The following is a 20,293-nucleotide window of genomic DNA, read 5'->3' as shown; positions in this document are numbered from 1 at the left end:
ACCCGCGCGCACCCGGGCACTGCCGCCCGCCGTCCGTCGCACGCGAGCGCTAGTTGATGCAGACGCCTTCCTGGCCGTACTCGTGCACGGCCGTGGACGAGGGGCTCGGCTCCGCTGCCTCCGACGACTGCGGCGCCTCGGCCTCCTCGGATGCCTGCTCGGACGGCTGCGCCGGGGCCTCGGGCTGCGCCGCCGCCGGAGCGGTGGGCGTCTTCCCGTCCGTGCCGAGGACCAGCGTGACGCCCTGCACCGTGGTGCTCTGGACCGGCACCGCGCCGGGGACGACGGCCGCGACGGCCTTGGCCTGGGCCTCCTGGCCGACCGGGTACTGCACCATCGTCGTCGCCGTCGTGTCCGAGGACCCGGGTGTGGCGACCTGGAACCCGCGCGCGGTCAGGACCTCGCTCGCAGCGGCCGCCGCACCGGTGACACCGCTGCCGTTCGACACCGTGACGGACACCGACGCGGGGTCGGCGGCCTTCGCCTCCGTGTACGCCGGCGCCTCGCCGACCAGGCCCTGCACGAACGCGGGCATGCCGACGGTGTCGACCTCGACCACCGACAGCGCGTACCCGTTCGGGTAGACCGTCGGGGTGCCGAGGATCGGGATGGTGGCGGACTTGATGTTCGACGGACGGAGGTTGCTCATCTGCCGCGCGAGCGAGAGCAGGTCGAGGCCCTGGTCGGTCTCGACGGAGTCACCGATCGCGTCGATGATCTTGGTGGTCTTCACCGGGTTGAGGAGCGTGCCGGCCGACAGGATCTTCCGCGCCTCCTGCGACAGGAAGTACTGCTGGCGGACCTGGCGGTCGAGGTCGCCGTTCGGCAGGCCGTGACGCTGGCGGACGAAAGACAGGGCCTGCTTGGCGTCGAGCTCCGACACCCCGGCGGGCAGGTCGACGCCCGAGTACGAGTCCTTCGCGGCCTGGTTGAGGCAGACGTTCACCGGCCCGAGCTGCTTGACGATCTCGTAGAACCCGAGCAGCGACACCCGGACGTAGTGGTCGATCGTCAGACCGCTGAGGTCCTGGATCGTCGCGATGAGCTTCTTCGCGCCGCCGCTGTCACCGCCACCGTCGAGGGTGCCGTAGTGGAACGCGCTGTTGAGCTTGCCCTTGCCGACGCCGGGGATGTCGACGTAGGAGTCCCGCGGGAACGAGATCATCGTCGCGCTGCGGCCGTCGGCGGCGATGTGCAGGACGATCATGGTGTCGGTGTTGGTCGCACCGCCGTCCGACTCGGTGCTCAGTTCGGCGAGCTGTTCGGGGGTGGCGTTGTCCGGTCGGTGGTCGTCCCCGACGAGCAGGATGTTCATCGCCCTGCCGTCGACGTCGTCCTCCGCGGCGGGCGCGCTGCCGATCGCGTCCACCTTCGTGACGCTGCTCGCGAGACGGTTGTACGCGTACGCCGCGTACCCGCCGCTCAGCAGCACGGCCATCGTGAGGACGCCTGCCACCGCGGGGAGCACGATCCCCCAGTGGCGCTTCCGGCGCCCGTGGCGGGGCGGCACGGCGCGGTCGGCACGGCGCGGCCTGGTCTCCTCGGGTGCGTTCGTCACGGGGAGAACCATAACGGTGGGGCACGCGGATGACATGGATTCCGGCTGGACGCAGCTGGACGGACCTGTACGGATCCCTCCGGGAGGCCCGGCCCACCTCCGCCGCAGCGTGGCCCGTCCGCACATGGTCGCCCAGTACGGTCGCATGGTGCTCCTGTCCGTCCTCGCTGTGTGCTGCGCCCTGGTCGCAGCCCTCCTGGTCGGGAACGGTGTCCGCGCCCTGCGCCGCGGCGCCCGCAGCCTCACCCGGCTCCTCGCCCTGGTGGTGGGGGTCGCGCTCCTGGCGCTCGACGCCCTGGTCGTCGTGCTCGCAGGCCTCGGCACCCCGGTCAGTTCCGCGGCCCTCGTGCTCGTCGTGGCGGTCGCCGGGTACGTCGCCGCCGCCTTCCTCGTGTTCCTCGGGGCGGCCGTCGCCTACGGACACGTCCGCGTGACGGAGCAGGCCGAAGCGGTCGTCGTCCTCGGGTGCGGGCTCGTGCACGGGCAGGTGTCGCCGATGCTGCGGTCCCGGCTCGACCGTGCGATCGAGGTGTTCCGCCGGTCGGACGCCGCCGGCCGCACGCCCGTGGTGGTCGTCTCGGGCGGGCAGGGGGACGACGAGGACCGGACCGAGGCGGACGCGATGGCGGAGTACCTCGTCGACCAGGGCCTCCCGTCCGGGCTCGTGCACCGCGAGCCGCGCTCCCGGAACACCCGCGAGAACCTCCGGTTCTCCCGCAGGGTCCTGCACGACGCCGGGATCGGCGGGCGGACGCTCGTCGTGACGAACGACTACCACGTCATGCGCACCGCGATCACGGCTCGGCCCGCGGGGCTCGATGCCCGCGTGCTCGGGGCGCCCACCGCGCGGCAGTCGGTCCCGAGCGCGTTCCTGCGGGAGTTCGCCGCCGTGCTCGTCATGCACGCGTGGTGGCACGCGGGCGCCGTCGCGGCGATCGTCGCGCTGTGGGCCGCCGCACTCGTGACCGGCGCGCTGCCCCGCTAGTCCGGCTGCGGCACGGTCAGTCCCGGCTCGGCAGCAGGTGCGCGGCCTCCATCGCGAGCTCAGCGGCGATCGGGTCCTGGGCGACGACGGCGTCCCGGAGTTCCCGGATGCGGGGCGCGACCACCTCGGGCGGGACGACCTCGGCGATCTCCGGGACGCGCAGCTTGTAGGCGAGGCCGTCGGTGGTCGACCGGCAGAGCTGTTCGAGCGACGCGTTGCCGCAGGCGTCCGCCCACATCGAGTAGATGCCGGCGCCGTCGTGGGCGATCTCGGCCTGCTGCCCCTTGCCGAGTCGGGTGAGCACGTCGTCGAGCGTGCCCACGACCCTGCGGCGCTCGGCGTCGGTGAAGCGCGGCACGGCGAGCCGGACGACACCGCCGTAGATCACACCGAGGGTCTGGTAGGCGTCGAGCAGCTCCGCTGCCGACGGCGATGCGACCCGGGTGTACCGGTTCGGGGCCATCTCGATGAGTCCGGCGCGGGCGAGTTCGGCCAGCGCCTCACGGATGGGGGTGCGGGAGACGCCGAGCCAGGCGATGAGGTCGTCGTCGTTGAGTCGTTCGCCGGGCTCGAGCGTGCCGTCCATGATCGCGGTCCGGATCTTGTCCTGCACGGTGTCGCGGAGGAGCTTGCGCTCGGCGGCGGGCTGGGTCGAGGGGACTGGCATGCGATCAGCGTGTCACATGTCACGGGGTCGGCGCGAGAGGCGCGAGGGCCACCAGGCCCGGCGGTCCAGGTCGAGCACGAGCGCCGGGACCAGCAGCGATCGGACCACGACGGTGTCGAGCAGGACGCCGAACGCGACGACGAAGGCGATCTGGACGAGGAACAGGATCGGGATGACCCCGAGTGCTGCGAAGGTCGCGGCGAGCACCACCCCGGCCGAGGTGATCACCCCGCCGGTCGCCCCGAGTCCGCGGAGCACACCCTCCCGCGGGCCGTGGCGGAGGGTCTCCTCACGCACCCGTGTCATGAGGAAGATGTTGTAGTCCACGCCGAGCGCCACGAGGAAGACGAACGAGTAGAGCGGCACGGCGGGGTCCGCGCCGGGGAACCCGAGCACGTGGTCGAACACGAGCGCCCCCACGCCGAGCGCGGCCGCGAAGGACACGATGACGCTGCCGATGAGCACGAGCGGCGCGACGACGCTCCGGAGCAGCAGCATGAGGATGAGCAGGATCACGGCGAGGACGACGGGGATGATGACGGTCCGGTCGCGGATGCCGGTGTCGTTCGTGTCGATCGCCGTGGCCGTCACGCCACCGACGAGGGCGCCGGGGTCGACGCGCTCCACGGCGGTGCGGAGCTCGCGGACGGTCTGCTCGGCCGCCGTGGAGTCCGCCGGGTCGGCGAGGGTCGCTTCGAGGAGCACCTGACCGCGGGACACGGTCGGCCCTGGAGCGGACACACCGGAGGGGGCGCCGGCCGCGCTGCCGGCCGCGACCGGGACGGAGCCGGACGGCGAGTCCTGCGCAGCAGCGCTCACGCCGTCGACGCCGTCGACGTCGGCGACCGCGTCGGCGAGTTCGTCGATGCGGTCGGCGTCACCGAGGACGAGCGCGGGGCTGCCCGAGCCGCCGGGGAAGTGGTCGGCGAGCACGGTCTGGCCGTCGCGCGCCGGTGACTGCCCGATCACGAGGTCGCTCTGCGGCACCCCGTCGGCGCGCAGGCCGATCAGTCCCGTGCCCATCACGAGGAGTCCGACCGTGCAGACGACCCAGACCGTCCGGGAGCGCCCGCCGACCAGCCGACCCACGCGCGCCCAGAGCCCGCGTGCGTCCGGTCCGGTGAGCACCGGGTGGGCGCTGCCGAACGCGGGACGGAGCGGCCAGAACGCGGCACGGCGGAAGCAGAGCAGCAGCGCGGGCAGGAGGGTCAGGGCGGCGAGCACACTGGACACGATGCCGATCGCCGCCACCGGCCCGAGCGCCTTGTTCGAGTCGAGGTCGGACAGCAGGAGGCACAGCACACCGACGACGACCGTGCCGCCCGAGGCGATGACCGGCTCGAGGGAGACCCGGAGCGCGGCCTTGGTCGCGTCCCACCCCGTGCGGTGGTCACGGAGGGCCTCGCGGTACCGGGACGTGTAGAGGAGCGCGTAGTCGGTCGCGGCACCGATCACGAGGATCGAGAGGATGCCCTGCACCTGCCCGTTCACCGTGACGACACCGGCCTTCGCGAGCGCCCACACGACGAGGATCGACGCGGTGAGGGCGAACACGGCCGTGGCGAGCACGAGGAACGGCAGCAGTGGCGACCGGTAGACGACCACCAGGATGACGAGCACCGCGGCGAGCGCGACACCGAGCAGCAGCCCGTCGATGCCCGCGAACGCCGCGGTCAGGTCGGCGGTGAAGCCCGCCGGTCCGGTGACGTGCCCGCTGAGTCCGTCCGGCAGTGCGGCGTCGAGGTCCGTGCGGATCGCGTCGACCGCGTTCCCCGGCTCGGCGGCGGCGGTGAGCGTCGCGACGATCTCGACCGCGTCGCCGTCCGCGCTCGGGATGGCGGGGCTGACCTGGTCCACGTCGTCGCGCTCCCCGAGTGCGTCGGCGACCCGTTCCGCCGCGGCGCCGTCGCCGGGGCGGAGCCCCCCGTCGCGCTCGAGCACGATGATCGCCGGCGCACCGGTGGCGTCGCGGAAGTCGCTGCTGCGGTCCTGCACCGCGGTCGCGTCGGCCGACGCCGGCAGGAACGAGGTCTGGTCGTTCGTCGAGACCTCGGAGATGCGGCCGGCGAAGGGGCCGCCGATCGCGGCGACGACCAGCCACGCGAGGACGACGAGGGCGGGGATCGCGATGCGGAGGAGGCGGGACACGACGGCGAGCGTACACGAGTAGTCAGCATGCTGAACACTCTGGCGCACCAGGTCGTCCGATGCCCCCACCGTAGACTCGCCGCATGGAGGACGAGCCCGCGCAGTGGCCGATCGGACGACTGCTGGCCGCAGCGGCACGGGCCGTCGAACGCGAGTGGGACGAACGACTCCGGGCCATCGGACTGCCCCATGCGGCGCTCATCGCACTCGACATCGCGCTCCGCAACGGCCCGACGGGCGCCGACGTCATCGCCAGGACGGCCCGCGTGCAGCCGCAGACGATGTCACGGACCCTCGAGCGACTCGAGCGTGACGGGATGATCGAGCGCGGTCCACACCCCGCCGACGGACGGCGGCGCGTCGTGACGGTGACCGAGCACGGCCGCACGATGTGGGACACCGCGAAGCACATCGAGCGCGAGGTCCTGCCGGACGACCCCGACCTCCGGCGGCACCTCAGCGCGATCCTCGCAGGCGCCGGGCCGTCGCGACCGGACGACTGACACCTGGCGCTGGTATCCGATATGTGAGACGCTGGATGGGTCGGCATCAGGGCCGACCTGTCTCCAGGGAGTCCCATGTCCGGTCGCCGGGTCGCGGCGCCGCCCGCTCACCGAACCGCGCCGTCCGCTCGACGCCGACCAGCGTGGCTGACGGCGGTCCTCGTGGCCGCCGGGTCGCTCACCGCCGTCGCGGTGGTCCTCGCCGTGGTCGTGAGCACCTTCATCGGCGGACTCGCGCAGCGGTACGACGCCGGGCACACCGTGCTGGACGACACCTTCCCGACCGGCGACCGACCGGCGGACGCCGACGACGCGGTCGACGTCCTGCTCATCGGGTCGGACTCGCGCGCACACCTCGACCCCGAGCACGACGGGACGATCGGCGGCCGCTCGGACACGCTGATGCTCGCGCACATCGCGGGCGACCGGCGGCACGTCTCCCTCATGTCGATCCTGCGCGACTCGTGGGTCGACGTCCCGGGCCACGGCAGGGCGAAGATCAACGCGGCGTACTCGTGGGGAGGTGTGCCGTTGACCGTACAGACCGTGGAGCAGCTGCTCGACGTCCGGATCGACCACGTGGCCGAGATCGACTTCGCCGGGTTCGCCGGCATGACCGACGCCCTCGGTGGTGTCACCGTCCGGTCCCCGGAGGCCTTCGACGCTCGCGGACACCACTTCGCGGCGGGGCCGAACGAGCTCGACGGAGCGGAAGCGCTCACCTTCGTGCGCGAGCGGTACGCCTTCGCCGACGCCGACCACACGCGGGTCCGGAACCAGCAGGCCTTCATCCGCGGACTCCTCGAGAAGGTGCTCTCGCAGGGCACCCTGACCGACCCGGGGGCCCTGCAGCAGTTCGTGACCTCGACGAGCGAGTACCTCTCCGTCGATCCCGGTCTCACCTTCGGGGCCGTCGTCGACCTCGGTTGGTCGCTCCGCTCCGTCCGACCGCAGGACCTCGAGACGTTCACGCTGCCGACCGCCGGCGGTGGCACCAGCCCCGACGGGCAGGACTACGTCGAGGTGGACCGAGGGGAACTCACCGCGCTGACGATCGCCCTGCGCTCTGATGACGTCGACGGCTGGCTGGCCCACCACCGGACGGGCGCGGTCAGCGCTCGGGGCTGAGCACCGCCGGCGACCGGAGCGCCACGACGAAGCGCCCCACGACCGAGGTCGTGGGGCGCTTCCGATCGGCTGCGCGACGCTCGGGCGTCAGGCCGGGAGCTGCAGGGTCTGCCCCGCGTAGATGAGGTTGGCGTCGTCGATGGTCGACGTGTTCGCCGCCCACAGCTGCTTCCAGCCCCCCTCGATGCCGAGCTTCGTCGCGATGGTGTCGAGCGTGTCGCCGGACACCACCTTGACGGTCTTGCCACTCGTGGCCACGGCGGCCGGCTTGCTCGAGGTCGCCGACGGAGCCGGCGTGCTCGGAGCCGCCTGCTGCGCGGGCGCGGCCTGCTCGGCGGGAGCCGCCTGCTGGGCGGGGGCCGCCGGTGCCGCCGGGGCGGGTGCCGGAGCGGCCGGCTGCTGGACCGGTGCCGGAGCCGCACCGCTGGTGCCGCTCAGGCCCAGCTTCGCGGAGCAGGCCGGCCACGCGCCCCAGCCCTGCGTGGCCAGGACGTTCTCGGCCACCGCGATCTGCGTCTCACGGCTGGCGCCCGCCGGGCTGCCGGTGCCGCCGTTGGCGGCCCAGGTGCTCTGCGTGAACTGCAGGCCACCGTAGTAACCATTGCCGGTGTTCGTGGCCCAGTTGCCGCTGGACTCGCAGGCCGCCAGGGCGTCCCAGGTCGAGCCGTCGGCCGCGCTGGCCGGTGCAGCCGCGAGACCGACGCCCGTCGCGGCGATGCCGGCGAAGGCGAGTCCGCCGACGAGGGCGCGGGTTCGGGTGTGGTTCTTCATGTCGTTGCTCCACCGGGGTCGCGTCGTCGTTCCCGACGCGGCTGCCCACCCCGACCGATCGCGGTCAGTCTGATGGTGTCGCCGGGGGCAGCCTCCGCGCCGGCGTCACGGTCGGCCACCATAGGAAACTCTGGCTCGTTATCAAACTGAGACAAATGGTTCTGCCCGTCAGTGGTATGTACCCCTCGCCTCTCGATGGAGGCCCCGATCGGCACGCCTGCGGCGATCGGCACGTACCCGGGTACACGACCTTCCGAGTTCCCTGGCAATCCGGCTGCGGGCGGTACCGGACCCCGACGGGAGGGCCGTGACCGGCCCGCACCGCGCCTCCCGGCCGTCAGTCCCGCGAGAGCAGCGTGACGGCCTCGAGGTGCCCCGTCTGCGGGAACATGTCGAGGACGCGGGCCCGCCGCAGCCGGAACGACGGCATCGCCGCGAGGTCGCGCGCGAGGGTCACCGGGTTGCAGCTCGAGTAGACGACGTGACGGACGTCCGACGTCTCGAACCACCCCGACAGCTCGGCCCCGATGCCGCGCCGGGGTGGGTTCACCACGACGAGTTCCGGCGTCGAACCGGGCCGCGTGCGCAGGGCGTGCGCCGTCGCGTCGTCGGCGGCGAACCGGACGTCGGACAGACCCGCCTCGCGCGCGGACTGCTTGGCGGACACGATTGCCTCACGGCTCGTCTCGATCCCGGTGACCGCGCGGCCCGGACGAGCGGCGTGCAGGGCGAAGCCACCGACACCGCAGTACAGGTCCCACATCGACACCGGGTCGACCTCGTCGATCCACGACGACGCCTGGGCGTACAGCTGCGTCGCGACGGCGGTGTTCGTCTGGAAGAAGCTCTGCGGGCGCAGGTGCATCGTCACCGGACCCAGGCGCATCGGGAGGGTCTGCTGCTCGGTGAGGACGACCTCCCGGTCCCCCTCGGTGACGGCCTTGTGCTCGGGCAGCAGGTTCGCCGTCACGACGACCGCCTGCGGCAGGACCCGTCGGAGCGCGTCGAGGTGCTCGCGCAGTCGCGGGAGCTGCCCCTCGGAGCGGAGGACGAACCGCACCATGAGCTCGGCGTCCGGCGACTCGGTGACGAGCACGTACTTCAGCTCGCCCCGGCGCTGCCGGACGTCGTAGGGGATGAGCCCTGCCGACGACACGAAGTCGGCGAGCACGGGGAGCGCGCGCTGGATGCCCGGGGTGCAGATGCCGCAGTGCCGCAGGTCGACCCCGCGCTGCCGCTCGTCCAGGATGCCGACCGTCGGGTGCTGCACCGAACCGCCGACGACCATCTTCGCCTTGTTGCGGTAGCCGGACTCGGGGCTCGTGACCGCCGGCAGCCATTCGACCGCCCCGGGGCCGCCGGCCGCCTCGACCGCGTCGTGGAGGAGCTCACGGGTGCGGAGCTCCTTGTCGAGCACCTGGTCGCCGTAGGGCTGGCCCATCAGGGTGCACGACCGGCACACCCCGCGGTCGAAGTAGTCGCACTGCATGGCCGAGCCAGGATACGTCAGCGGCGGGCGGCGTCCCGGGTCGTGGTCCGGATGCGGTGCACCGAGGTCGTCGCGGTGACGAAGAGGGTGCGGCCGTCGTCGCCGCCGAAACAGAGGTTCGCGACGACCTCGGGCACGGGGACCGTGCCGATGCGCGTGCCGTCCGCGGTGTGCACGAACACCCCGACGGCGGAGGACGACCACAGCCGGCCCCCCTCGTCGACGCGGATGCCGTCCGGCACACCCTCACCCGGCGCGAAGCGCACGAGGTCGCGGCCGTTCTTGACCCGGACGCCGGGCAGGCCGGGAGCGGCGTCGCCGTCCGTCACCACGTCGTAGGCCCGGATCACCGGCCGGGCTCGGTCGGAACTGGCGACGTAGAGCACCCGCTCGTCGGGCGAAAAGGCCAGTCCGTTCGGTTCGTCGACGTCGAGCACGACCGGCCGGAGGTCCTCGCCGTCCGGCCCGCAGCGGAACACCCAGTGGTCGCCGTACTCCCGCGCGCCCGGGTGTCCCTCGCGCGGCTGCGTGATGCCGTACGCCGGGTCGGTGAACCAGACGCTGCCGTCCCGCGTGACGACGACGTCGTTCGGGGAGTTGAAGCGGACCGCACCCCAGCTCGTGGTCACCGGCGTGACGGTGCCGTCCCGGTCGCGCTCGACGCGCCGGAGCCCGTGCGAGCACTGCACCACCGAGCCGTCGCGGTCGAGCGTCCGGCCGTTGGTGAACTCGACCCCCGTGGCGTACTCCGTGACGGCGCCGTCCGCCGCCGACCACTGCAGGACACGGTCCCCGGGGATGTCGGACCAGCGGAGCGTGCGGGTGGCGGGGATCCAGCAGGGCCCCTCCGCCCACGTGCTGCCGGTGTCGAGCGTCTCGAGCGCGGTCGGGTCGGGGACGAGGTCGGTGAGGCTCGGCGCGGGCACGGTTCTCCTTCGGACACGGACGGTACGGCCACGCTACGGGCCCGACTCGTCGGCCCCCCGGCGGGATGGGCGGTCCGAGCCGCGCGGGACGGGCGGCTCGATCAGCTCGGTGCGGGCGGCTCAGGCCGCAGCCGCCGCCTCACCGCGTCGGCGCAGGGCCTTCTCGACCGCCGAGATGCCGAGCCCGAGGAGGATCGAGGCCACGACCGCCAGCACGGTCACGAGGAACGGCCGGTCGCGGCTCCACCCGCCGGTGGCCGCCGCGATGCCGACGCAGTAGGCCGCCCAGACGACGTCGGCGAGCAGGCAGCTGAGCAGGAAGCGCCGGACGTCGAGACCGCTGTCGGCGCCGACGAGGTTCGTCGTGAGCCGTCCCATCGGGATGAACCGACCGAGGACGGCGATGCGACCTGGGGCGGCGCGGTACCGCTCGTCGATCGCCTCCCGTGCCTTGCTGACCTTCGGTCGGGTGAACCACGACCTCGAGCCGAGGTCCGCGGATCGCGCCAGGTGGTAGAGCCCGAGGTCCCCGAGCACCATGCCGATCGTCGCCGCGACGACGAGGAACACCACCGGCAGGAGACCGCCGTCCCCGCCGACCAGGAGCGTGCCGATCGCGACGACCATCGCCTGACTGGGGAGGAACACCGCGACGCTGCCCACCGCGAGCACGAGTCCGACGGCGAGGAACGCCCACGGGGTGCCGACGAGCTGCAGCACCATCTGTTCTGCTGCGTCCACCGGTCACCTCCACGGCACGCCGAGCGCGCACCGCTGACGATCATCCCAGGTCCCGGCGCTCGACGGGTCGGCCGACCGCCGACCTGGATGCGGAGCATGCACCCGTGCGGGCGAACCTGACGGACTCCACAGGGTCTGCCCATCCACCTCTCCGTAGGCTGTGAGGAACCAAGAGAGCCGGACTGCAGCCCGACCCCCGAGGAGGTGCCCCGCTTGTCCACCGTCCTCATCGCGTTCGGCGTCATCGCACTCGTCGTCCCCGCACTCACCCCCCTGCTGGGGCGCCGCGTCTTCTTCGTCGCCGCCCTCGCCCCCGTGGCCGCCGCGGTCCTCACCCTGACGCAGACCCGGTCCGCCCTCGAGACCGGCGTCACCGAGCGGGTGCGCTGGATCCCCCAACTCGCCCTCGACCTGGCGTTCCGGGTCGACGCGCTGTCGTGGGTGCTCGCGCTCGTGGTCACCGCGGTCGGAGCCCTCGTGCTCGTCTACTGCGCGTCGTACTTCCCCGACGACGAGCCCGGACTCGGTCGGTTCGCCGGCGTGCTGACCGCCTTCGCCGGGTCGATGTACGGCCTCGTGATCGCCGACGACGTCATCGTGCTGTTCGTCCTGTGGGAGGCCACGACGGTCTTCTCGTACCTGCTCATCGGGCACGACGCCGTCAAGCGTGCCAGTCGCGCTGCGGCCATGCAGGCGCTCGTGGTCACCACGGCCGGCGGGCTCGCGATGCTGGCCGGCCTGGTCGTCGTGTCCGTCGCCGCCGGCACCACCTCGCTGTCGGGGATCATCGCCGCACCGCCGACCGGCACCGCCGTGTCGGTGTCCGTGGTGCTCGTGCTCGTCGGCGCACTGACGAAGTCCGCGATCGTCCCCTTCCACTTCTGGCTGCCCGCAGCGATGGCCGCGCCGACCCCGGTCAGCGCCTACCTGCACGCCGCCGCGATGGTCAAGGCCGGCATCTACCTGGTCGCCCGGCTCGCTCCGGCGTTCGCGCTGCTCGACGGGTGGCGCGAGACGATCACCGTCCTCGGGGTGCTGGGCATGCTCGTCGGCGGGTACCGGGCCCTCCGCCAGACCGACCTCAAGCTCCTGCTCGCCTACGGGACGGTCGCCCAGCTCGGGTTCCTCGTGCTCGCGAGCGGGTGGGGCGTGCCGGAACTCGCCCTCGGCGGGGTCGTGCTCCTCGTCGCCCACGCCACGTTCAAGTCGACCCTGTTCCTGGTCGTCGGCACGGTCGACCACGTCGCCGGCACCCGTGACCTCTGGAAGCTCAGCGGTGTGGGGCGTCGGCTGCCGTGGCTCGCGGCCGTCGCGGTGCTCGCGCTCGCCTCGATGTCGGGCATCCCACCGCTCATCGGTTTCGTCGCGAAGGAGGCCGTGCTCACCGGGTTCGTCGAGGAGCTGCACAGTGCCGACGCCGGGTGGGCCTGGGTCGCACTGGTCGGGGTCACGCTCGGCTCCGTCCTGACGGTGGCGTACTCCTGCCGGTTCTTCTGGGGCACCTTCGCGCGGAAGTCCGGCGTCCCGCAGACCGAGCCGCACGCACTGCACGGCCTGGGCGTCGTCCCGTCGGTGCTCGGCGTCACGGGCCTCGTGCTCGGGCTCGCGACCCCGTTCGTCGCGCACGGCTTCGAGTCCGCCGCGGCCGCAGCACGGCACGGCTCCGGCGAGGTCCCGCACCTGGCGCTCTGGCACGGTCTCGAACCGGCTCTCGGCATCTCGGCGCTGACCCTCGTCGGCGGCGCCGTCCTCTTCCTGCTCCGCACCCGCGTCGAGGCCGTGCAGCACCGCCTGGCGGGCTCCCCGTCGGCGTCCGCGAACTACCGCCGGATGATGCGCGGCCTGGACCGTTTCGCGACCTGGCTCACCGCCGGTCTCCAGCGCGGCTCGCTCCCCTACTACCTCACCGTCATCCTGTCGGTCTTCGTCGCCGGCGCCATCGCGAACCTCGTGGTCGGCGGTCCGTGGTCGTTCCACGTCCGCTTCGCCGACACCTGGGGGCAGATCCCCGTGGTCCTCGTGATGTCGGCCGCCGCGGTCGCCGTCCTCGCCGCGAAGACCCGGTTCGCCGCGGCCGTCCTGGTCGGCGTGACGGGCTACGGCACCGCGATGCTCTTCCTGCTGCACGGCGCCGTCGACCTCGCGCTCACGCAGCTCGTCGTCGAGACCGTGACGCTGATCGCCTTCGTGCTCGTGCTCCGTCGGCTGCCCCCGCGCATCGGAACCGCCAACCCCTCGCGCTTCCGCGTGCTCCGGGCCCTCTTCGCCGCCCTGGCCGGCATCACCCTCGCGATCGTGGTCATCGTCGCCGCCTCCGCCCGTACCGCCGAACCGCTCTGGCCGGACCTGCCCGCGCTGACGAGCTCCTTCGGGCACGGACTCAACGTGGTCAACGTCGCCCTGGTCGACCTGCGTGGCTGGGACACGCTCGGCGAGCTCACCGTCGTGGTCGCCGCGGCGACGGGCGTCGCGAGCCTCATCTTCGTGAACTCCCGCGAGGACACCCTGCCCCGCCTCCGGGACATGCCCTCGTCGGTCGCGAGCGGCGACGACCGGGCCGACGGCGAACCCCGCGCGTGGCTCCCGACGAGCGCCGCGATCCCGACCGGACGCTCCGCGCTGCTCGACATCGTCGTCCGCCTGCTGTTCCACGGGCTCATCGTGCTGTCGCTGTACCTGCTGTTCGCCGGCCACAACTCGGCCGGTGGTGGTTTCGCCGGTGGTCTGGTCGCCGGCATCGCCCTCGCCGCCCGGTACCTGGCGGGCGGTCCGGCCGAACTCGGTGCGGCCGCCCCCATCCGGGCCGGCCGTCTCCTCGGGCTCGGGGTCGCCACCGCGGCCGTCACCGCGATCGTGCCGATGGTCGCCGGCAAGGAGGCGCTCTACTCCGAGTTCTTCGAGGCGACCGTCCCGGTGCTCGGGCACGTCGAGTTCGTCACCGCGACGTTCTTCGACATCGGCGTCTACCTCGTCGTGGTCGGGCTCGTGCTCGACGTCCTCCGCTCGCTCGGGGCCGAGGTCGACCGCCAGCGCATCGCGGACCGTCGCACCACCGGCACCGACACCGCCACCGCTGACACCATGGAGGGAACCAACGCATGACCGTCACCCTCGTCCTCGTCATCGCGATGGCCGTGCTGTTCTCGTGCGGCGTCTACCTGCTCCTCGAACGCTCCCTGACCCGGATGCTGCTCGGCTTCCTCCTGCTCGGCAACGCGCTCAACCTGCTGCTGCTGACCATGTCCGGCGCCGCGGGCGACCCGCCGATCGGGAAGACCGCGGACGGCATCACCGACCCGCTCCCCCAGGCCTTCGCCCTCACCGCGATCGTCATCACCTTCGCCGTCAGCGCGTTCCTCCTCGCGCTCATCCACCGCTCCTGGCGGTTGTCCCGCGCCGACGAGGTCGAGGTGGACGAGGCCGACGTCGCGATCCGCCACGACCGGGACGACCCGGCCGACGACGACCCCGAGCTGGCGGAAGAGGACGACCCGCGTGCACGGCGCGACCCGAAGGCCCCGGAGGACGCGGACGACCCGCACGTCACCACCCCGCACGACACCGACCGAGAGCAGGCCCGCCCGTGACCTCCCTCGTCCCGCTCCTGGTCCTCGTCCCCCTGCTCGGCGCCGCCGTCGCCCTCGGCCTGCTCCGCCACCAGCAGCTGCAGCGTGCGATCACGGTCGCGGTGCTCGTCATCGCGGTCGCCGTGGCCGTGGCCCTCATGGTCCTCGTCGACCGGCACGGCACGATCGTCGTGCAGGTCGGCGGCTGGCAGGCGCCGTACGGCATCTCGCTCGTGGTCGACCGGCTGAGCGCCCTGCTCCTCACCGTGTCGGCGTCGGTGCTGCTCGTCGTCCTGCTGTTCTCGATCGGCCAGGGCCTGGCCGACGACGACGAGGACGCCCCGGTCACGATCTTCTACCCGACGTACCTCGTCCTCGCCGCGGGCGTCCTCGACTCGTTCATCGCGGGCGACCTGTTCAACCTGTACGTCGCGTTCGAGATGCTCCTGGTGGCGAGCTACGTGCTCATCACCGTCGGTGGCAGCGTGCAGCGCGTGCGGGCCGGGACGACGTACATCATCACGAGCCTCATCTCGTCGTCGATCTTCCTCGCCGCCATCGGCCTGGTCTACGGCGCGACCGGCACCGTGAACATCGCGCAGATCAGCGAACGGGTGGCCGACCTGCCCGAGCACGTCCAGCTGCTGCTCCACACGATGTTGCTCATCGGCTTCGGCATCAAGGCGGCGGTGTTCCCGCTGGCGTTCTGGCTGCCGGACTCCTACCCGACCGCCCCCGCACCGGTCACCGCGGTGTTCGCCGGCCTGCTCACGAAGGTCGGCATCTACGCGATCATCCGGCTCGAGACGATCATCTTCCCCCGGCCGCAGCTCAACACGGTCCTGCTCGTGGTCGCGGCGCTGACGATGATCGTCGGGGTGCTCGGCGCGGTGTCGCAGACCGACGTGAAACGGTTGCTGTCCTTCACCCTGATCAGCCACATCGGCTTCATGGTGATGGGCATCGGCCTCGGGTCGGTGGTCGGCACGGCGGCGGCGGTCTTCTACACGGTGCACCACATCGTCGTGCAGACCACGCTGTTCCTGGTCTCCGGGCTCATGGAGCGGGTCGGCGGCACCACCTCCACCCGTTCGCTGGGCGGCCTCCTCACGGCGGCACCCCTGCTCGCGGCCCTGTACCTGGTCCCGGCGTTCAACCTGGGCGGGATCCCGCCGTTCTCCGGCTTCATCGGCAAGCTCGGTCTGTTCCGCGCAGCGGCGGAGGACGGCTCGCCGTTGGCCTACCTGACGATCGGCGCCGGAGTCGTGACGAGCCTCCTGACCCTGTACGCGCTGATGCGCGTCTGGGACGCCGCCTTCTGGCGGCCGAAGCCCGCCGCCGAGGCCGCGGCGCCGCACGCCAGCGTCGCCGAACCGCACGAGCACCTGCGCGCGCCGGAACCCGCCCCCGTCACCGTGCCGGAGGGCGACGACCGGCCGGGAGGCTCCGCCAGCGATGGTGCGCGGGCCGCGGTCGTGCGCGCCCCGGCCGGGGACGGCTCGATCGGTACGCTCGACGACCCGACGAAGTCGGACACGCACGAGCACGGCGAGGCGCCGTCGTCCGAGCACGCCCGGACGAAACTGCCCCCGATGCTCGTCGCCGTGACGACCGTGGCGGTGCTCGGGTCCGTCGCCCTGACGGTCGTCGCCGGACCGCTCTACGGCTACGCGACCCGCGCCGCCGAGTCGCTCGAGTCCCCGGACCGCTACGTGCAGGCCGTGCTCGGGGGTGCGGCACGATGACGGACGTCCGCCGGTTCACGAACGCCCGCCGGATGGCACTGGCGTGGCGCTACGACGTGCCCCTCGTCGCCGGGCTGACCGTGCTCTGGGCACTGCTCTGGGGCAACTGGACACCGCTCACCCTGCTGTGTGGGCTCGTCGTCGCGCTGCTCGTCACGCAGCTGCTGCCGTTGCCGCCGGTGCCGTTGTCCGCTCGGTTCTCCGTGCTCCAGGTGCTGCGGTTCCTCGTCGTCTGGGCCGGGTACGTCGTCGTCGCGTCGTTCCGGATCGCGTGGGTGGCGGTCCGACCCCGGGGCGTCCGGAGGAGCTCGATCGTCCTCGTCCAGCTGCACACCACGTCGGAGATGACCTTCACCCTGTCCACCATCGCGATCTCGCTCGTCCCCGGCTCGTACGTGATCGACCAGGACCTGCGCCGACGACGCCTGCTCCTGCACGTGCTCGACACCGAGCGTGTCGAGCAGGTCGACCACGCCCGCCGCGAGGCGCTGACGATCGAGGCGCTCGTGATCCGCGCGATCGGCTCGAAGCAGGACGTGTCGGAACTGTCCGAGCCGCTGCCGGAGGTGACCCGGTGAGCGCCGCCCTCGCCGTCATGGCCGTCGGGGTCGCCCTCGTGCTGGTGCTCCTCGGAGTCACCCTGGCGCTCGCGGTCGGGCGCATCGTGCGCGGGCCGACGATCCTCGACCGGATGATCGGGTCGGACATGGTGCTCACCACCGTGCTGCTCGTCATCGCCGCCGCGGTGGTGATCCGGCAGGACCTCAGCGCCGTTCCCGTGCTGGTCGTCATCGCCGCGACGAGCGTCTTCGCGACCGTCGCCGTCGCGCGCGCGGTCACCCCGTCGACCGACCCGGAGGACGAGGGCATGGACGCCACCACCCCCGAGCACGCCGTGGAGGCAGCCGACGAGGCCACCGTCGCCGGTCAGGCCGACGACGCCGCAGCCGAGGACGAGCACGGCCACACCGCGGGAGGCCGGCGATGACCGAGATGACGGACATGCTGCAGGCGTTCCTCGACGACGCCGGCATCCGCGCGTGGATCGCCCTCGCACTGCTCCTCGTGGGGGCCTCGCTGTCCCTCGCCGCGGCGATCGGCATCGTGCGCTTCCCGGACCCGCTGGTCCGGCTGCACGCGATGGCGAAGCCCCAGGTGCTCGGGCTGGCCTGCTGCCTGGCGGCGGTCGTCGTCGCCGTCTGGACGTGGACGGTGCTCTGGGTGGTGCTGCCGGCGCTGGTGTTCCAGCTGGCGCTCGTGCCGGTGTCGACGCACATGATCGCCCGCGCCGGGTTGCGTTCGGGCGACTACCGGCACGAGGACCTGCTGGTGGACGACACCGAGTGACATGGGATCGCTGTTCACGCCAGAGCACGGGTACGCGGCCTTCACCGTGCCCGATCTCGACCAGTTCACGCTCCGCGCGGTCCCCGGATCGGTCGTTCCCGAGGTTCGTCGCCGCGCTCGGCCGAGGTGAACGGCCTCGTCGTCAGCGCGCTGCGTCGCGGCGGGACAGCACCAGGTTGCCGACGCCGGCCAGGACGACGACGGCGGCGGCCAGCGCCGGGAACGCCATCGCCGCCGGCGTACCGGCACGCTCCGCGACCTCGCCGACCACGGCCGAGGCGATCGACTGCCCGACGATGACGGCCGAGCCGAGGATCGTCATGGTCGTCGCCGAGCGGCCCACCGGTGAACGGTCAGACCCGAGGCTGTACTGCGTGACGAGGGTCGGACCGATGCCGATGCCCATCACCGCGAGGACGATCCCGACCGCGAGCACGGAGTCCGCGGTGGCGAAGACGATCGCCGAGCCCAGGAGCACGGCGCCGAACACCAGCCACCGCCAGCCGAGCCGGAAGGCCCGCGGGAACGCCGCCGATCCGAGCGCGAGCCCGGCCGAGCCGATGCCCATCAGGCCGTAGAGCAGACCGGCGCGCGACGATCCCCCGTGGTCGGCCATGAACGCCGTCAGCGAAGTCAGGGTCGACCCGAAGAAGAACCCGATGCCGAGGATGCCGACGACCACGACGACCAGGCGGGGCCGGAGGAGCTCCCGGGCCGGCGCCGGCCGGGGGTCGGACGCGTGCCCGAGCGTGAGCCGACCGGTGGGGTGCAGTGCGAACGCCGTCACGAAGACGAAGGTCAGCACGGAGGCCCCGGCCACGGCGACCCAGGGCGCGATCGCACTCGCGAGGACGCCGACCAGGAACGGCCCGACGATGAAGACGGTCTCGTCGGCCGCGGACTCGTACGCCATCGTGCCGCTGAGGACCCGCTCGTGCCGCTTCGGGTCCATCCGGTTCCGGATGATCGCGACCAGCCGGGTGCGGGACATCGGCGCGACCTGCGGCGCGCTCGCGCCGATGAGGAAGGACATCGCAAGGACGGCGAGGTCCGGCGCGGCGCTCTGCACGACGAAGGGGAGCGCGCCGAGCAGCACCGCGTTGGCGAGCCCGACGGGGACGAGCACCGCCCGCTGCCCGTACTTGTCGGCCGCGGCACCGACGAGCGGACCGAACAGCGCCGACCCGATGCCGACGGACGCGGAGTTGATACCGCCGAGGGCGACTGAGTCACGCGCGGCGACGACGAGGGTCAGGACGCCGACGACCATCATCGCGAACGGGAGCCGCGCGATGAAGGCGATGGGGAAGTAGGACCGCCCGGCGAGGGTGATCAGGGACGCGCTGGTGGAACGCGGTTGGAGCATGGTGGGGGTGTGCCTTCTCGGCCCGCCCCTGTCGGACGGACCCATCGGGTGCCGCCGCTGTCCGCCGGGGTGCCGGCGTCCGGTAGATACACGGTTGTTGCTGGATTGCCTGTCCAGGGTACCCGCCGGACGGGAGGCGCGTTCCGAAGCTGGTGCCCAGCCTCCCGTCCGGCGGTCCCTGCGGTCGGCCGCGACGGCCGGCGTCGTTGACACTTGGCCTGGCAAGTGTCGAACTGGAGGTGCGCTGGTGACACTTCGGGGCCGAGCGGGACGGCTCGCGCCGGATCAGGAGACCTCGCCGGCGCGGGCTCCCGCCCACAGGTCGACGTCGGCGATGCCGACGGTGTGCTCGTCGATGGTGCGGAGCTCCTCGTCCGAGAACGTGGTGTTCGCGAGCGCCGCGACGTTGTCCTCGAGCTGCTCGACGCGCGACGCGCCGATCACGAGCGACGTCACCCGCTCGTCACGGAGGGCCCATGCCAGGGCGAGCTGCGCCATCGTCTGTCCGCGGGACTCCGCGACGGCGTTCAGGGCGTTCAGGTGCTCGACGACCTCGGGGGTGATCGTCGACGGGTCGAGGGACTTGCCGGCAGCGGCGCGGGAACCCTCCGGGACGCCGTCGAGGTACTTGCCGGTCAGGAGCCCCTGCGCGAGCGCCGTGAACCCGATCACGCCGAAGCCGAGATCCCCGGCTGCGTCGAGCAGCCCCTCGGTCTCGATCCAACGGTTGAGCATCGAGTACGAGGGCTGGTGGATGAGCAGCGGCGTGCCGAGGTCGCGGAGGATCGCGGCGGCCTGGCGGGTGCGGTCGGCGTCGTAGGACGAGATGCCGACGTAGAGCGCCTTGCCCTGCTGGACGGCCGTGTGCAGGGCGCCCATCGTCTCCTCGAGCGGCGTGGACGCGTCGAGGCGGTGCGAGTAGAAGACGTCGACGTAGTCGAGGCCGGTGCGGCGCAGCGACTGGTCGAGCGAGGCGAGCACGTACTTGCGCGAGCCGCCACCCTGCCCGTACGGGCCGGGCCACATGTCCCAGCCGGCCTTCGTCGAGACGACCATCTCGTCGCGGTACGGAGCGAAGTCCTCACGCATGAGCCGGCCGAAGTTGACCTCGGCGGCGCCGTAGGGCGGGCCGTAGTTGTTCGCGAGGTCGTGGTGGGTGATGCCGAGGTCGAACGCCCGGCGGCTCACCGCGCGCTGGGTCTCGAAGGGCACGTCGTCACCGAAGTTGTGCCAGTAGCCGAGGCTCAGCAGCGGCAGGTCGAGGCCGGAGTGGCCGGTGCGGCGGTACGTCATCGAGTCGTAGCGGTCGTCGGCAGCGATGTAGGTCATGGACCCGAGCCTGCCACGGCGCTA

Annotated in this window: 18 protein-coding genes; 9 read left to right on the top strand and 9 right to left on the bottom strand. The window is 72.4% G+C overall.

The window, feature by feature from the left end:
- Positions 1-49: 49 nt before the first annotated feature.
- Positions 50-1,558 (bottom strand): LCP family protein, encoded by a 1,509-nt coding sequence (locus DEJ18_RS01035; protein WP_258377003.1) that lies wholly within the window; start codon positions 1,556-1,558, stop codon positions 50-52.
- A gap of 124 nt (positions 1,559-1,682) precedes the next feature.
- On the opposite strand from DEJ18_RS01035, the gene DEJ18_RS01030 reads away from it, so the two are divergent.
- Complete coding sequence (locus DEJ18_RS01030) at positions 1,683-2,543, top strand: YdcF family protein (protein ID WP_181434266.1); 861 nt, start codon at positions 1,683-1,685, stop codon at positions 2,541-2,543.
- Positions 2,544-2,559: 16 nt separating this feature from the next.
- On the opposite strand, the gene DEJ18_RS01025 is transcribed toward DEJ18_RS01030, so the two are convergent.
- Together DEJ18_RS01025 and DEJ18_RS01020 are read right to left on the bottom strand one after the other, a co-directional pair.
- The gene (locus DEJ18_RS01025; protein ID WP_111082248.1) at positions 2,560-3,210 is read right to left on the bottom strand and encodes a GntR family transcriptional regulator; all 651 of its coding nucleotides are present in this window, start codon (positions 3,208-3,210) and stop codon (positions 2,560-2,562) included.
- Between the two features lie 12 nt (positions 3,211-3,222).
- Complete coding sequence (locus DEJ18_RS01020) at positions 3,223-5,358, bottom strand: MMPL family transporter (protein ID WP_111211375.1); 2,136 nt, start codon at positions 5,356-5,358, stop codon at positions 3,223-3,225.
- Positions 5,359-5,441: 83 nt separating this feature from the next.
- Here DEJ18_RS01020 and DEJ18_RS01015 point away from each other — a divergent pair, with 83 nt between their 5' ends.
- Positions 5,442-5,861, top strand: coding sequence for a MarR family winged helix-turn-helix transcriptional regulator (locus tag DEJ18_RS01015; protein WP_111211374.1), 420 nt, complete (start codon positions 5,442-5,444; stop codon positions 5,859-5,861).
- Positions 5,862-6,023: 162 nt separating this feature from the next.
- Positions 6,024-6,989, top strand: coding sequence for an LCP family protein (locus DEJ18_RS01010; RefSeq protein ID WP_284178038.1), 966 nt, complete (start codon positions 6,024-6,026; stop codon positions 6,987-6,989).
- Positions 6,990-7,076: 87 nt separating this feature from the next.
- On the opposite strand, the gene DEJ18_RS01005 is transcribed toward DEJ18_RS01010, so the two are convergent.
- The 4 genes from DEJ18_RS01005 to DEJ18_RS00990 form a co-directional block, all read right to left on the bottom strand.
- Positions 7,077-7,760 carry a LysM peptidoglycan-binding domain-containing protein gene (locus tag DEJ18_RS01005; RefSeq protein ID WP_111211372.1) on the bottom strand — a complete coding sequence of 228 codons (684 nt, stop codon included), beginning with the start codon at positions 7,758-7,760 and terminating at the stop codon, positions 7,077-7,079.
- 337 nt (positions 7,761-8,097) lie between these two features.
- Positions 8,098-9,249, bottom strand: coding sequence for a 23S rRNA (uracil(747)-C(5))-methyltransferase RlmC (rlmC, locus tag DEJ18_RS01000; protein WP_111082243.1), 1,152 nt, complete (start codon positions 9,247-9,249; stop codon positions 8,098-8,100).
- A 17-nt stretch (positions 9,250-9,266) separates the two neighbouring features.
- Positions 9,267-10,175 carry an SMP-30/gluconolactonase/LRE family protein gene (locus DEJ18_RS00995; RefSeq protein ID WP_111211371.1) on the bottom strand — a complete coding sequence of 303 codons (909 nt, stop codon included), beginning with the start codon at positions 10,173-10,175 and terminating at the stop codon, positions 9,267-9,269.
- Between the two features lie 120 nt (positions 10,176-10,295).
- Entirely contained in the window at positions 10,296-10,916 is a 621-nt protein-coding gene (locus tag DEJ18_RS00990; RefSeq protein WP_146241624.1) for a DedA family protein, read from the bottom strand.
- 204 nt (positions 10,917-11,120) lie between these two features.
- Here DEJ18_RS00990 and DEJ18_RS00985 point away from each other — a divergent pair, with 204 nt between their 5' ends.
- The 6 genes from DEJ18_RS00985 to mnhG are packed head-to-tail and all read left to right on the top strand — an operon-like array spanning position 11,121 to position 17,574.
- Positions 11,121-14,018 (top strand): Na+/H+ antiporter subunit A, encoded by a 2,898-nt coding sequence (locus DEJ18_RS00985; protein ID WP_349775052.1) that lies wholly within the window; start codon positions 11,121-11,123, stop codon positions 14,016-14,018.
- Positions 14,015-14,503 carry a Na(+)/H(+) antiporter subunit C gene (locus DEJ18_RS00980; protein ID WP_111082239.1) on the top strand — a complete coding sequence of 163 codons (489 nt, stop codon included), beginning with the start codon at positions 14,015-14,017 and terminating at the stop codon, positions 14,501-14,503. Before DEJ18_RS00985 ends, DEJ18_RS00980 begins: the two co-directional genes overlap by 4 nt.
- Complete coding sequence (locus tag DEJ18_RS00975; RefSeq protein WP_111082238.1) at positions 14,500-16,227, top strand: Na+/H+ antiporter subunit D; 1,728 nt, start codon at positions 14,500-14,502, stop codon at positions 16,225-16,227. The genes DEJ18_RS00980 and DEJ18_RS00975 overlap by 4 nt, the downstream gene beginning before the upstream one ends.
- Complete coding sequence (locus DEJ18_RS00970) at positions 16,224-16,805, top strand: Na+/H+ antiporter subunit E (protein ID WP_111211369.1); 582 nt, start codon at positions 16,224-16,226, stop codon at positions 16,803-16,805. The genes DEJ18_RS00975 and DEJ18_RS00970 overlap by 4 nt, the downstream gene beginning before the upstream one ends.
- Positions 16,802-17,215: an MrpF/PhaF family protein gene (locus tag DEJ18_RS00965; RefSeq protein ID WP_181431209.1), complete on the top strand. Its 414-nt coding sequence runs from the start codon at positions 16,802-16,804 to the stop codon at positions 17,213-17,215. The genes DEJ18_RS00970 and DEJ18_RS00965 overlap by 4 nt, the downstream gene beginning before the upstream one ends.
- Complete coding sequence (gene mnhG, locus DEJ18_RS00960) at positions 17,212-17,574, top strand: monovalent cation/H(+) antiporter subunit G (protein ID WP_111211368.1); 363 nt, start codon at positions 17,212-17,214, stop codon at positions 17,572-17,574. The genes DEJ18_RS00965 and mnhG overlap by 4 nt, the downstream gene beginning before the upstream one ends.
- Before the next feature lie 142 nt (positions 17,575-17,716).
- Here the strand turns inward: mnhG and DEJ18_RS00955 are convergent, their stop codons facing one another.
- Both DEJ18_RS00955 and mgrA read right to left on the bottom strand, forming a co-directional pair.
- Positions 17,717-18,940, bottom strand: a complete 1,224-nt coding sequence (locus DEJ18_RS00955; RefSeq protein WP_111211367.1) for an MFS transporter — start codon at positions 18,938-18,940, stop codon at positions 17,717-17,719.
- A gap of 285 nt (positions 18,941-19,225) precedes the next feature.
- Entirely contained in the window at positions 19,226-20,269 is a 1,044-nt protein-coding gene (mgrA, locus tag DEJ18_RS00950) for an L-glyceraldehyde 3-phosphate reductase (RefSeq protein ID WP_111082229.1), read from the bottom strand.
- Positions 20,270-20,293: the final 24 nt, after the last annotated feature.

It is taken from the genome of Curtobacterium sp. MCSS17_015 (genome assembly GCF_003234265.2).
In the GTDB taxonomy this organism is placed as follows: domain Bacteria; phylum Actinomycetota; class Actinomycetes; order Actinomycetales; family Microbacteriaceae; genus Curtobacterium.
The sequence above is the reverse complement of the archived record's forward strand: the minus strand, read 5'-3'. Positions and strand labels throughout refer to the sequence as shown.